Origin of the sequence: Methanobrevibacter olleyae (assembly GCF_900114585.1) — an archaeon.
In the GTDB taxonomy this organism is placed as follows: domain Archaea; phylum Methanobacteriota; class Methanobacteria; order Methanobacteriales; family Methanobacteriaceae; genus Methanobrevibacter; species Methanobrevibacter olleyae.
Genome location: NZ_FOTL01000024.1, coordinates 1 through 13506 on the forward strand (window position 1 = coordinate 1; position 13506 = coordinate 13506).

The following is a 13506-nucleotide window of genomic DNA, read 5'->3' on the forward strand; positions in this document are numbered from 1 at the left end:
TATACGAAAATGCAAAGGAATTAAAAAATTGTTTTAAACAAAATTCTTCAAAAAAAGCGATTGAAAAATTTAAAAATTATTATAGAAAATTAATGATTCGATTCCAGAAGTTTTAATGCAATTTGTAAACAAACATGTCTTAAATCACTTCAAAAGATACATAGAATACTTAGATGATGAAAATATTGAAAAAACATCAAATAAAGTAGAAAATTACTACAGACAAACAAATCCAGAAAAAATTAAGAAAACTTACAAAACTAAAAATGGAATTCTAACATTTTTAGACTACCAAATGAAAAACTGGACAAAAAATCACATAAAAATAAAATAAGCCTATAAAATTTTACAACCTCATTTTTTTTAAAAAAAAATATTTAATAACAATAGAAAAATTAATAGTGAAAAATAATTAAAAAAAAGAAATTAATAAATTAAAAAGACTTAGTCAGAGTTTTAAAATAAATTTAAAAAAAGAAAATAGCTAAGAAAAATCTTAACTATTTAATTGAGACTCGATAATCTGATCAACTAAATGTAAGAATTGATTCTTAGCTTCATATGGTATAATAGCGCCTGCTGCTATGTCATGTCCACCACCTTGTCCACCGAAGTTAACTGAAGCATCAGCTAAAGCTTTACCTAAATTAACTCCACATGTAACCATTGGTCGTGTAGCTCTACCAGAAACTTTAATATCTTTATGAAGTCTAGATAGGCCTAAAATAGGCTTATTATCATCTAATATTTTAGCAGACATTCCTACACCAGCAATTGTTCCAATGATACTTTTAAGGACTTTATCTTCACTGTAAATATATTGAATATAATTCATTTGTTGGGCACCTTCACGGTTAATCCAATCAAACCCTTTAGTGAGATTATCCCTATAAGATTTTTGAAATTTGAGAGCTTTATCTAAAGGCTCTTCTCGCTCACCAAGAATAATGCTAAGTGCTAATCCATATTCCTTGTTTTTACCACAAGCATCTAAGATTGCAGAATACTCTTCTAAATTACGTAAAACAGGATGCTCACGAGGAACACTATAAACATCCCCAAATATTTGAGGATTTATTTTTACAAGTTCATCTTTAACAACATCCTTTTCCTCATCTTCTAATTCAATGAAATTAATACCATAAGAAACACCCATTTTTTCAAGGAGTCCTTGGGAGTTCTCCAAGCTACCAGTTAAACCTGGAAGTGGGGGGTTTAAAGTATAAGCAATTGATTTAAATAAAGGTTCTTGTGTTTTAGAGACTATCTTTAAATCTTCATGGATTTCTAAATTACCTGCTTCTTGACCATCTTTTAATATTAATTGGTTTACACCAGTAAATCTATTCTGACATTGCATATCACCAAAAGCACCGATAAGTGCCATATATGCTAAATGTTTCTTACCCATATCTCTAACAACCAAATAGCTAGAACCTGCACCACTTATTTCACGACTTCCGTCAACACCAAATAAATGAGGGTTTACATGAACAAGATTATCTTTAGGTTTATGAGTACTTGGCTGATGGTGGTCTGCAACAATAACATCAGATTTTAGGGAATTAAGTTGTTTAATACAAGCACTGCCCATATCTGAAAAAACGTATAATTCATATTTTTCCTTTGCAACATCCCTAATTACATCTGGTTTTAAACGAGGAACAATAGTTATATGGAATTGTCCCCCTTCTTCTTTTATAGCATTAGCTATAACACCAGCTGCGGATATTCCGTCAGCATCATTATGAGAAATTAATCTAATAATGTTATCATTTTCAATATGCTTTTTAAGCATATCACAAGCTTCACTAGCCCTATTTAAAAGAGCGTGATGTTTTTCACTATCTCTATTTGACAAGGAGTGCTGCTTTTGTTGGATCGTATCTCCATCCTTCTGGTAATTGGCCATTTGCTGCATAGTATCTACCTAATCTACGAATTCTAGATTCAATGATAGTTAATCCTCTTTTACCATGAAGGTCTTTTGGGTTTTCTTCTAAATGATCTCTGATATTTACTGCTCTTCTGATTAAATTCATTAAATCTTCAGGGTAGTCTTCTGCTTGATCGTTTCTTTTTAAGATTTGGGTAATCTTTTCACCAGTTACTTCTTTAACACTAGGAATACCATATTGATCTCTTAAAATTACTCCGATTTGACTTGCAGTTTTACCTTCTCTTTTGAATTTTACAATAAATTCTTCGATTTCTTCATTAGTATATGCAATCCATTCTGGTCTTGCCATAAATATCCTCTCCAATAAGTTTTTTGATTATTTATAGTAAGGTCCTTTGTAAAATAATTCATCAATGAATTTTAATCAAGATAAACTATTTTAAATTCAAAAAATGAAAAAAATCTTTAAAAATAATTGATATTAAACTAAATTAAAGATAATAAGTTTTAAATTTAAACAATTAAGCTACAATAATAAAGAATTTAATTAATTTAAATCCAATATACTAAATTTAATAAAAAGACTAGATAACTAAATTTAATAAAAAGATTAATTTAATTATAAAACTTTAAATTATTAATAGAATTCAATTTTTTAATCATATAATTTAATCCATCATTAATAAAATAGACGAAATCATAGATAAAATTGTCTAAAATACTTATTGTTAATTAGAAAAATATTTAAAAAAATTTATTATTCATCCCTTTGATTTGTATACCAATTGATAAATTTTTCTAAAGAATTTCTTCTATGTGAAAACTGGTTTTTGTCTTTAGTTGTAAGTTCTCCAAAGGTTTTATCTTCTTCCTCTACTAAAAATAGTGGGTCGTATGCAAAACCAAAACTACCTCTTTCTTCAAAAGCTATTTGACCTTTGATGCGCCCTAAAAAGACCTTGGGCTCAGAATTGGGAGCACAATACCCAATAACTGACCTGAATTCAGCGTATCTATCGTCAACTCCATCCATAAGTTTTAATATATTTTGGTTTCCAAGTGAATCTTGTACATATGATGAATAAGTTCCTGGAAAGCCATTTAAAGCTCTTATGAATAAACCAGCATCTTCAACAATCACAGATTTATTTAACTCTTGGCAAGCATATTTTGCACCAAATTTTGCTACATCCTCAAGAGTTCCTTGAGGTTCCATGTAACCTAAATTAATATGCTCAAGTTCAACACCAAAAAGTTTGAAAATATTCTCTGCTTCTATTACTTTATGTTTGTTCCCAGTTATAAATGTTATCATAGTTTTAATTATATGAAAAATTATTTAATATATTTATCTAAAAAATTTGAGATTATAAAAAAGTTTAGGATTAAAAATAAAAATTTATCATCTATCTATAAATAAAATAATTAAAAAATAAATTTAAGATTTATCATCTATTTATAAATAAAATAATTAAAAAATAAATTTAAGATTTATCATCTATTTATAAATAATATAATTAAAAAATAAATTTAAAATTTCCAAAAAATTTTACAATCCCAAAAAATTTTAAAAAAATAGAAATAGAAATTTTGTATAAGACAAATTAAGAGACAAGCATAAATTAGTGGGTGTACCTTCCTCTACTTTCAATCTCAGCAATTTTATTTAGAACTTTATTAGAATTATCCAAATCATAAGCTTCTAAAATCAAATTAAATATTTCACTAGCTATATCATAATCAATACTTTGGAATGATTTCTTTAAAACCAAAAGATCTGCTGCTTTATCTTCCAATAAATCAGAGTACTTACCAAGGCCAAAATCAAAAATAGCTAAATTATTAGAAATATCCTCTATTTTATTATCTACTAAAATCATATTAGAACCAGTTAAATCACCATGTATAATATCCTCATCATGGAATAATCTAATGTTTTCACCAATAGCAATAGCTAATTCTTTTCTTTTATCATCCTCAATATTTGACATAATATCCTTAACTAAAGGACCATTTATTTTTTCCATAACAATAGATTTGTCTTTTAGGTCAACATCATATAAAATAGGAGTTCTAACTCCTGTTTTTTTAACATCAGATAATATTTTTGCCTCACTTTTAGTTCTAAACTTTCTAATCTTATTATCTATCTCTTCAATCCTATAGGATTTAGAAACTCTATTTTTAACAATTGCGTCCTTTCCAAGCCATTTAGCTTCATAAATATCTGATTCTGCCCCTTTTGCAGAAAGTTCTTTAGGTAAATTTAATTTATCTTTTCTATTGTAAACCCATGGAGCATCTACTTCATCAGTTCTAAATCTTTGAATAATCTCAGTGTTTTCTATAGCAAGAGGTCCATAAGCTTTATACATTAATTGACCTAACCATGCAATCATAGCACCATTATCCCCAGAATATTTCATATCAGGCATATAAAACTTAGCATAATGTTCTTCTGCCATGACTTGCATCATTTCTCTAAGTCTATTATTTGCTGAAACACCACCGCAAAGTAATACTTCATCCTTTTCCGTATGAGCAAGTGCTCTTTCTGTAACTTCTACAAGCATTGCAAAGGCAGTTTCTTGAAGAGAATAAGAAATATCTTCTATTTTTTCACCATTTTTATATGCCCTAAGTGCTGCACTTAAAAGCCCTGAAAATGAAAAATCCATACCTTTTACTACATAAGGCAAATCTATATAAGAGCCTTTTTTAGCTAATTTTTCAACAACAGGACCACCAGGATGTCCAAGTCCAGTTTCACGGCCAAAATGATCAAGACAATTGCCAATAGCTATATCTAAAGTTTCACCAAAGATTCTATATCTACCAGATTCATAAGCAATTACTTGACTATTTCCACCACTTACATAAAGAGTTACTGGATTTTTAGCAGCTGTATCTAATTTTCCTATTTCTACATGAGCAATACAGTGATTTACACCAACTATAGGAATATTTAAACTTAATGCAAGTGTTCTTGCAGAAGTAGCTACAGTTCTAAGTGCAGGGCCAAGTCCGGGACCTTGTGAAAATGAGATAAAACCAATATCTTTATAATTTAGCCCTGCTTCTTCCATAGCTTGTGAAATAAGTTGAGGAATCCATTTAGCATGATGTTCAGCTGCTTCTCTCGGATGTATACCTCCCTTTTCTGGATATAATTGTTTTCCAGCCATAGCCAATATATTACCATCACTGTCTACAATTCCAACTCCTGTTTTTTCTGCAGTTCCTTCAATTCCTAAAGATATCAATTTAAATACACCATTTAAAAGTTTTTTTAAATTTTTGAAATAAAATCCACATAATAATTTTAAAAATAAGTTTTAAAAAAATTTTATTAAACTGAATTTATATTAACATAGATTTATATAATTTTTATCTATAATATATTTATAGAAATGAGTTAATTAATTTAATGAATTTAAAAAATAATAAAGAAAATTAAAATATTTATAATTTATTTAAGATGATAGAATGATAGAAGGATTAAAAACTTATGGCTCAGAGAAATTAGTAAAAGAATTGCAAAACTTAAAAAATCCTATTTTTATATGTACAATAGCTACAACTGAAACTTCTAAAATTCCAGGACTTACTGGTGCTGGAGCTAGTCCAAAACTTACTAAATACACTCCAGCTGGAGATGCAGAACTTATTTTAGATGGAGAGGTTAAATGTATGAAAGACATTCCACAAACAATTATTGGAGAAGTTGTTACCCCTACTCCATCAATGATTACAAAGGGTTCTCTTACACTTTGTGACTGTCCAGTTATGGTATTAGATGCTGGAAGTGAAATCAAAGCAAATTCTGATGTTTTTGATATAAGTGATGGAAAACATGGCAAAGACATTCGTACTGGAAAGGCTGTAGAAGAACCAGAAGAACTCTTTAAAAAAGGTTTTGATTTGGCTTTAATTTTATCTGAAAATTATGATTATATTGTAATTGGAGAAAGCCTACCTGCTGGTACAACTACTGCACTTGGTGTTTTAGTTGGACTTGGTTATGATGCTAAAGGAAAGGTCAGTGGATGTATGAATACTAATCCTCATGAAATGAAAAATGCAATTGTTGAAGAAGGATTAGCTAATGCTGGTTTAAAAGAATATAAAGGCAATGATCCCTTCGATGTAATTAGAGCTGTTGGAGATCCTATGCTTCCAGCTATTGCAGGAGTTCTTATGGGCTCTAAAGTACCAGTTGTTTTAGCAGGGGGAACTCAACTTACAGCAGTATATGCAATTGCAAAAGCATTAGACCCTGATTTTGACTTTTCAAACACTTGTCTTGCAACTACATCATTTGTAGTAAAAGATGAAACTGCAGATATCCTTGATATAACAGAACAAATAGGAGATATCTCTGTAAATGCAGTGAATCCTAACTTTGAAATATCTCGTGTAGAAGGACTTAAAAATTATACAGAAGGATATATTAAAGAAGGAGCAGGTGCTGGAGGTGCTATGTTTTTAGCACTTATGCTGGGAAATAAAATTGATGATATTCGCGAATCTATTGAAAATGCTTGTAGTTAAATTATTTTTAATTTAGCTATCTTTTTTTAAAATAAAAAATAATTCGTAGCAAGTGAAACAATGTATTAAATTAAAAAAAGTGCCTAAAATCGATTAAAAAAAGATGAAAATTATACAAAAATAGTTAGGAAAGAATTTCAGTCAAGGTTTTAGCCTAAGGGCAAAAAGAGCTTGGTGGTTATTCTTTAATAGAAATAAATGCTATTTTTCCACCTTTAATAACTTTTAAACCTTCATCATTATCTAATACCAAATTTAAAAAGTTATCAATGGCAATAATTTTTCCTTCTACTTCTTCCCAGTTTTTTAAACCAATGAGAACATCTTTGCCTTTAAATCTAGCAAACTGTTTATTTACTTGGAAATTGTCATTCATTATTTAGCCTCATTAAATTATAAAAAAAATTAAATTTAATAATTTTAATAATATTTATAAAATATTATTTATATTTAATCTATTATAAACTTATTTAATAAAGTTATAATATAAAGTCAAATTAGAAAATCAAAAATGACTAAATTAATTTAAATTTAATTCATTTAAAAGTTTATCTCTTTCTTTTCTAAGTTCATTTAAAAGTTTTTCATCATTACAACCATCTTTTTCTAATTTTGCTAAAGTGTGTGTAATTGCTTGTAATGTAGTTTCAAGTTGGTTTACTGACATGCTTTTTCTCCTTAAACCTTATAGAAATTTAAATTTTTAGTTATTTTAATAGATATCCAATGTCGTATTTTATTATGTTATTATGTATTTTATTATGTATTTTATATTATATATTGTTTCTGTATTATAAAATAAAAATTCTCCTAAAATAAAATATATACTAAAATCAATGCTTATTTTCCATACCATTCTTTCAAAACATCTAAATTATGAGTCATGTCTAATATTAAAGGAGTTAAAGTAGGTAAATTCTCTTCCATAATAATATAATCATCTGAATATTTAGGATTATCTTTATATAAAATACCATTAATCCAATAGTAAGGCCTTCCTCTAGGATCTATACGTTTTTCCACAGTAGGTTCATACATTCTATCTGCTAAAGGACAGATAATAGGATCATAAGAATCTGGATTTGCTGGAACATTTAAATTTAATAGATCAATTCCCTTTGGAAAGCCATTGTCAATAACTTTTTGAATAAGATCTCTTAAAATTTTTTGACTTGATGAAAAATCAATTTTAATATGTCCTTCATCAAACTTAATATCATCATCTGGAGTATGTTGGCTAACTGCAATGGTTGGGATTCCTAAAGAAGCTGCTTCTGTTGCAGCACCTAAAGTACCAGATGTTGAAAGTTCCCCTTTTCCAGTGTTTCTACCTGTATTTATTCCAGAAATTACTAAATCTGGTTTTTCATTCATAATTTCATAGATACCAATGGTAACTGCATCAGTAGGAGTTCCGGAAACTCCATATCCTATATCCCCATCTCTTAAATTTACTTCTTTAACTCTAAGTGACTCAAAGAGAGTTAATGCATGACCAATTCCACTTTGTTGTTTAGATGGTGCTACTACACAAGTTTCTCCAAACTCTTTAGCAACTTGTTTAGCTGCTAAAATACCTGATGCATTAACACCATCATCATTAGATAATAAAATTTTCATAGGAACCATCAAAATAATAAAAATTAGATAGCAAATAAATTAAATAAAAAATTAAAAAATCTATATTAAATCAATAAAATCCATATAAACCAAATAAAATATATATAAACTAAATAAAATAACAAAAAAGAAAGTGTTTAATTTTAAATTAAAATAAATTTAATATAAATCAATTAGTTTAAAATTATTTATTAGCAGAAATCAATTTTCTAGCTGCTCTCATATCATTATTATAAATATGGCCAGAACTAGAATAATAATGAACTCCACCAAAGTTTAATTTATCCCCCATTATTTCTTTATTTACTTCATCTTTCATTTTAATACCAATATATGTTATGAAAAACATATTAGAATAAAATGCCCCAAATATATCATTAGAACGGAAGAAACAATGAATAGTTAATTCTCCATCTCTTACAATAATCTGTAATACCTGTAAACATGGAATATCTTCTCTTTCACCATCTAATACAGGGTCAATAGTAACAGCTACTGCACGATTACTTCCAGTAGAAGTTAAAATCCTTTCTTTCATAGTTTCAAATTGATCTATACCAAAATGCTCTAAGATACGATTAGGATAAGTATAAACAAAACCTTGATCATCTCTTATTTCAAAAGATTTTACATATTCATATAAAGCATCTCCCTTAATCGGACATGAATCAATGTCAAATCTTCCACTTTTAACTTCTTTTAACATCAATTCAGAAGTCATATGTTGATATTTTGCTCTGAATTTTAAATCTAATGGATCATCAATATAATAATAATTACCAAGACTTTCTTTTAAATGATGATCACTGTCTTTATATGTTTCTTTTCCTTCTTTTAAGATTTTATTAACAAAATCTAAGTAACATTGACCAATAGATAACATAATAAACTATTCCTTAAAATTATAATTGAAAACAATCTAAATTTTTAAAAAAAAAATTCTGTTTCATTGTAAATTATATAACTAATATTATTATATAATTTCATTATTATAAATATTTTTAATTAATTTTAAAAAAAATTGAAAAGTTAAGAAAAATAATAAAAATTTAATAAATTAATAAAAATTTAATAAATTAATAAAAATTTAATAAAATAATAAAAAGTATAAAAAATTATGAAAAACTGAAAAGCTATGAAAAATTAATAAAAATTATATATTGAGAAAATATAAATATATTATATTAAAATTAGGATTAGGTGAAAATGTGGAAAAGCCACAATTAGTGAATTTTATAGCTAAAGTTCTTGAAGATTCTGGCTTTAAAGTTTATAAAAATTTTAAAACATCACAACAAGTTGTAGACATATATGCAATCTTACAAACATCAATGGGGGATTTCGGTTTAGTCGTTGCATGTAAAAACTATGACAAGGACTGGGAAGTTGGAATTGATGTTTTAAAAGAAATGGAAGTTATTGGTAAAAAACTTAAAGCATCTAAAGTTGCTGTTGTAACTAGTTCTGGTTTTTCTTCTCAAGCAAAAAGATATGCTCAAGAGAGAAAAGTCAAATTAATAGATAGAAACAACCTTGTTACTTTAGCTAAAAAATATTCAAATAAAAAGAAAGAAACAAAACAAAGATTAAAACGTGAAGCAGATAGACTCACTGATATTGATAGTGATTCATTCTATAAAGATGTTAACAGAGATTATATTGACAATAGGTCAAATTATGATAGAAGTTATGAATATGATAATAGGTTTCAAGGAACTTATGAAGATTATGAAGAATATGCTGAAGACATGGAATATTATGAGAATGAAGTTGGTGGATTAGAGTTAAGTCATTACGATGAGTACGATGATGATTTATATCGTGCTGAATTTTTAAATAAAACCTCTATAGATAACAATTCCGGCATAAATAGTTCTTTATTATCAAATCATCAAAAAGAAGCTCCGAAAAGAAGAAGATCTTTTCTTTCAAGCAGTAGATTAAATAATCCTCTTAGTCAAAGAAGAGGTGATTCTGATAATAGACAAAAGTTTATCTCTCATTCTGATAATGCATTAACTAAGTTTAGTAGACAAAGTCCTCAAAAACCAAGGAAACCTATTGGAGATATTATTAAACCTATATTAAGTAATCCTATAGCATCTGTTGCTATTGTTGTTATTATTTCATATTTAATTGGATTTATCCTTGGAAAAATAGCAAGAGTACCTACAGGATTTTTAGGAATCAGCGAACTTATAATAGCATTAGTATTATCCTATGGTATAGTATTATACGCAGATAGAGAAGCAGATGTTTTAGTAAAAGGAACAATTGTATTCTTTATTTCATTAGTAATTATTATAATATTGACTGTTGCTTTTTAGCCCCCTTTTTTAGCCATCTTCCAAGCTTTTTAGCCTTCGGCTAAAAGCCTTGACTAAAATTCTCTTTAAAGCGTTGAACTGAGAAAGTGCTCAACTAAGCCTAATTTTAAATCTTTAAAGCCATCTTCTTTTTTCTTTTTCATTTTAAAAAAAAAAATATTTTTTAAAATCTAGAAAAATATATCATTCTATTTTTTACGAACAATTACTCAAGAATCTGATATTAATAGCTAAATAAGTTTTAAAAAAATAAATATTGATAAAAAACTAGAAATAAATTTAAAATAATAAAAACTAGAAAAAATAAGAATTAAAAAAGTTTAAAAAATTCAGTCAAACTTTTTTAAAAGTTTAGAAGTGGTTCCGGCGAGATTCGAACTCACGATCCTCTCGTTGTAAGCGAGATATCATACCCCTAGACCACGGAACCAATTAAATGAATTAAAAAAAGAATTAATATTTATTAAAAAAACAAAAATTAATTCAAAAAATAAAATAGTTATAATGGTTCCGGCGAGATTCGAACTCACGATCCTCTCGTTGTAAGCGAGATATCATACCCCTAGACCACGGAACCATACTACACAATAGATATTGTTTACATATTATTTAAAACTTTCGATTAAAAAAATTTTAAATTATCATTGTTTTGAGATTTTATAAAAAAATAAGCAATTAATTAATGAAATACAAAAATATTAAATTAAAATCTTTAAAAGAAAGTAATATATTTAAAATATAAAAAATAAATAATTAATAAAGGACTTATTTTAAAAACTAGATTTCTAGAAAAAAGGAACTTAAAAATAATCAATCATAAATATATTAAAAACTAGATTTCTAGAGGAAATTAAAATAAAAAACCCTGATTAATTAACTACAATGACATTAATAAAATTACTTCTTATAAAAAAGGTGAAGATATGGCATTTGATGAAAATATGAAAGTTTGGATGGATGGAGAATTTCTAGCACTGAAAGATGCTAAAATTAGTATTCTCTCTCACGTAGTTCACTACGGATCTGCAGTATTTGAAGGTATAAGATGTTATGAAACTGAAAATGGACCTGCTGTATTCCGTTTAAAAGAACATGTAAAAAGGTTATTTGAATCTGCTAAAATTTACAAGATGGATATTCCATTTACTCAAGAAGAAATCTTTGATGCAATCATAGAAACTATTAAAGTAAATAACTTAAAAAGTTGTTATATCCGCCCAATAACTTACAGAGGTTTTGGTGAATTAGGTGTAAACCCCTTAAATTGTCCTGTTAACATCACTATTGCTGTGTGGGAATGGGGAGCATACATTGGAGAAGAAGAAATGAAACAAGGTGCAAATATTGGTATCTCTACTTGGAGAAAACCGGCACCAGACACATTACCAGTTCTTGCAAAAGCTGGAGCAAACTATATGAACTCTCAACTTGCTAACTTAGAAGCTAGAGAACATGGATATGATGAAGCAATTATGTTAGATTACCAAGGACATGTTGCAGAAGGTAGTGGAGAAAACATTTTCATCGTAGAAAATGGCAAAATCGTTACCCCTGATTTAGGTTCTTCTATTCTTCAAGGAATTACTAGAGACAGTATTATAACCATTGCAAAAGATTTAGGTTATAAAGTATCTGAAGAAGTAATTTCAAGAGAAAGACTATATTTAGCTGATGAAGTATTCTTTACTGGAAGTGCAGCAGAAGTTACTCCAATTCGTGCAATAGACAACAGACAAATCGGTATTGGAAGTAGAGGTCCTCTAACCAAAGAATTACAAGAAAAATACTTCGATGTAGTAAATGGTAAAACCGAAGATATTCACAATTGGTTAACCTATCTTGAATAAACTAGAAACACTAATTTTTTCTTATAAATAGTACTAAGTACTAAATTTAGTAGAAAAACAATTCTAGCTAACTTATTTCAATGAGATAAGTTATTTTTTTATATTGACTTAAAAAAGGTGAAATAATGGAGATTTTACAAGCAATTATCATTGGACTTGTCCAAGGATTAACTGAATTTCTACCAGTGAGTAGTTCTGCTCACTTAATCTTTGCTCAGCAAGCATTAGGTGTATCTGATGTGGGACTTGCTTTTTATGTATTATTACATGTAGGAACTCTTGTAGCAGTTATAATCTACTTCTTCCACGATATTGTAGAAATGATTAAAGGATTTATTTTAAGTCTTATTGATTTAAAGAATGGAAGATTTATCCCAGAACTCAAAAAAAATCCTTATAAAAAATTAGCATGGCTAACAATATTAGCTACTATCCCAGTAGGAATCGTTGGAATATTATTTAATGATATCATTGAAGAAATATTTACTGGATTAACTATCCCTGCATTATTATTATTGATAACTGGTTGTCTTTTATATGCCTCCCAAAGAATGAACAGTGGAAAAATAGATGTTACAAATTTAACCATAAAAGAAGCATTATTCATGGGATGTGGACAAGCATTAGCAGTTCTACCAGGTCTTTCTCGTTCAGGTACTACAATAGCTGCAGGATTATTTGCAGGATTAGATAAAGAATTTGCTGCTAAATTCAGTTTCATTTTATCAATTCCGGCTATTTTAGGTGCTGCATTAGTTAAACTAAAAGATTTAGGTGGAGCGAATATTGAATTAAGTGCATGTATTGCAGGATTTATTGTTGCAGTTATCTCTGGATACTTTGCAATTAGTTTCTTACTTAAAATCGTTAGAGAAAGAAGTTTAGACATTTTTGCTTACTACTGTTGGATAGTAGGGATAATTGTCTTAGTTGGTAGTTTAATAATTTAACTAAACTAATTAGTTGGTAGTTTAATAATTTAACTAAACTAAAATTTTTATCCTAATTATTAGTTTAATAATTTAACTAAACTAAAATTAAAATAAATTTAGAGAATATTTCTCTAAATTTTACTATTTTTATTTAATTTATATTCATTATAAAAATATACTATTTTTATTAAAATTTATTTAATTTTTTAATTTTATACAGAACAAAACCGAAGAAAAAATTAAAGCCCCTCATAAAATAATAAGATTAATGAAAAAATGTTTAAAAAAAAAGAATTAAAGTTTAGTAAAAAAAATAGTTAGAAGAAATA

At 27.5% G+C, this 13506-nt stretch carries 12 protein-coding genes, 2 tRNA genes and 1 pseudogene; 5 read left to right on the forward strand and 10 right to left on the reverse strand.

Annotated features, from left to right (window positions below; all coding sequences use genetic code 11):
* Positions 1 to 334, forward strand: a pseudogene (locus tag BM020_RS06885) (ISNCY-like element ISM1 family transposase); the annotation flags it as partial.
* Between the two features lie 162 nt (positions 335 to 496).
* Here the strand turns inward: BM020_RS06885 and BM020_RS06890 are convergent.
* From BM020_RS06890 to BM020_RS06905, 4 genes are all read right to left on the reverse strand, one after another.
* A complete protein-coding gene (locus BM020_RS06890; protein ID WP_067149204.1) occupies positions 497 to 1798 on the reverse strand; it encodes a RecJ family nuclease in 1302 nt (433 codons plus the stop codon).
* Positions 1799 to 1850: 52 nt separating this feature from the next.
* Positions 1851 to 2249, reverse strand: coding sequence for a 30S ribosomal protein S15 (locus BM020_RS06895; RefSeq protein ID WP_067148588.1), 399 nt, complete (start codon positions 2247 to 2249; stop codon positions 1851 to 1853).
* A gap of 408 nt (positions 2250 to 2657) precedes the next feature.
* Positions 2658 to 3215, reverse strand: coding sequence for an XTP/dITP diphosphatase (locus BM020_RS06900; RefSeq protein ID WP_067148585.1), 558 nt, complete (start codon positions 3213 to 3215; stop codon positions 2658 to 2660).
* Between the two features lie 307 nt (positions 3216 to 3522).
* A complete protein-coding gene (locus tag BM020_RS06905; protein ID WP_067148581.1) occupies positions 3523 to 5163 on the reverse strand; it encodes a bifunctional N(6)-L-threonylcarbamoyladenine synthase/serine/threonine protein kinase in 1641 nt (546 codons plus the stop codon).
* A gap of 223 nt (positions 5164 to 5386) precedes the next feature.
* Between BM020_RS06905 and cobT the strand changes: the two genes are divergently transcribed.
* Positions 5387 to 6451: a nicotinate mononucleotide-dependent phosphoribosyltransferase CobT gene (cobT, locus tag BM020_RS06910; RefSeq protein WP_067148579.1), complete on the forward strand. Its 1065-nt coding sequence runs from the start codon at positions 5387 to 5389 to the stop codon at positions 6449 to 6451.
* Positions 6452 to 6629: 178 nt separating this feature from the next.
* Here the strand turns inward: cobT and BM020_RS06915 are convergent, their stop codons facing one another.
* The 4 genes from BM020_RS06915 to BM020_RS06925 all read right to left on the reverse strand — a co-directional run bounded on the left by BM020_RS06915 (position 6630) and on the right by BM020_RS06925 (position 8954).
* Positions 6630 to 6827: an LSM domain-containing protein gene (locus BM020_RS06915; protein ID WP_067148576.1), complete on the reverse strand. Its 198-nt coding sequence runs from the start codon at positions 6825 to 6827 to the stop codon at positions 6630 to 6632.
* A gap of 144 nt (positions 6828 to 6971) precedes the next feature.
* Positions 6972 to 7118 (reverse strand): hypothetical protein, encoded by a 147-nt coding sequence (locus BM020_RS09745; protein ID WP_200781255.1) that lies wholly within the window; start codon positions 7116 to 7118, stop codon positions 6972 to 6974.
* Between the two features lie 173 nt (positions 7119 to 7291).
* Positions 7292 to 8071 (reverse strand): 5'/3'-nucleotidase SurE, encoded by a 780-nt coding sequence (gene surE, locus BM020_RS06920; RefSeq protein WP_067148573.1) that lies wholly within the window; start codon positions 8069 to 8071, stop codon positions 7292 to 7294.
* A gap of 184 nt (positions 8072 to 8255) precedes the next feature.
* Positions 8256 to 8954: a thymidylate synthase family protein gene (locus BM020_RS06925; RefSeq protein ID WP_067148571.1), complete on the reverse strand. Its 699-nt coding sequence runs from the start codon at positions 8952 to 8954 to the stop codon at positions 8256 to 8258.
* A gap of 325 nt (positions 8955 to 9279) precedes the next feature.
* On the opposite strand from BM020_RS06925, the gene BM020_RS09990 reads away from it, so the two are divergent.
* Positions 9280 to 10398 (forward strand): restriction endonuclease, encoded by a 1119-nt coding sequence (locus tag BM020_RS09990; protein ID WP_067148568.1) that lies wholly within the window; start codon positions 9280 to 9282, stop codon positions 10396 to 10398.
* A gap of 358 nt (positions 10399 to 10756) precedes the next feature.
* Here the strand turns inward: BM020_RS09990 and BM020_RS06935 are convergent.
* Together BM020_RS06935 and BM020_RS06940 are read right to left on the reverse strand one after the other, a co-directional pair.
* Positions 10757 to 10828 (reverse strand) — tRNA-Val (locus BM020_RS06935).
* Between the two features lie 75 nt (positions 10829 to 10903).
* Positions 10904 to 10975 (reverse strand) — tRNA-Val (locus tag BM020_RS06940).
* A 346-nt stretch (positions 10976 to 11321) separates the two neighbouring features.
* Between BM020_RS06940 and BM020_RS06945 the strand changes: the two genes are divergently transcribed.
* Positions 11322 to 12245, forward strand: a complete 924-nt coding sequence (locus BM020_RS06945) for a branched-chain amino acid transaminase (RefSeq protein WP_074798679.1) — start codon at positions 11322 to 11324, stop codon at positions 12243 to 12245.
* 125 nt (positions 12246 to 12370) lie between these two features.
* Positions 12371 to 13195 (forward strand): undecaprenyl-diphosphate phosphatase, encoded by an 825-nt coding sequence (locus BM020_RS06950; RefSeq protein WP_074798681.1) that lies wholly within the window; start codon positions 12371 to 12373, stop codon positions 13193 to 13195.
* Positions 13196 to 13506: the final 311 nt, after the last annotated feature.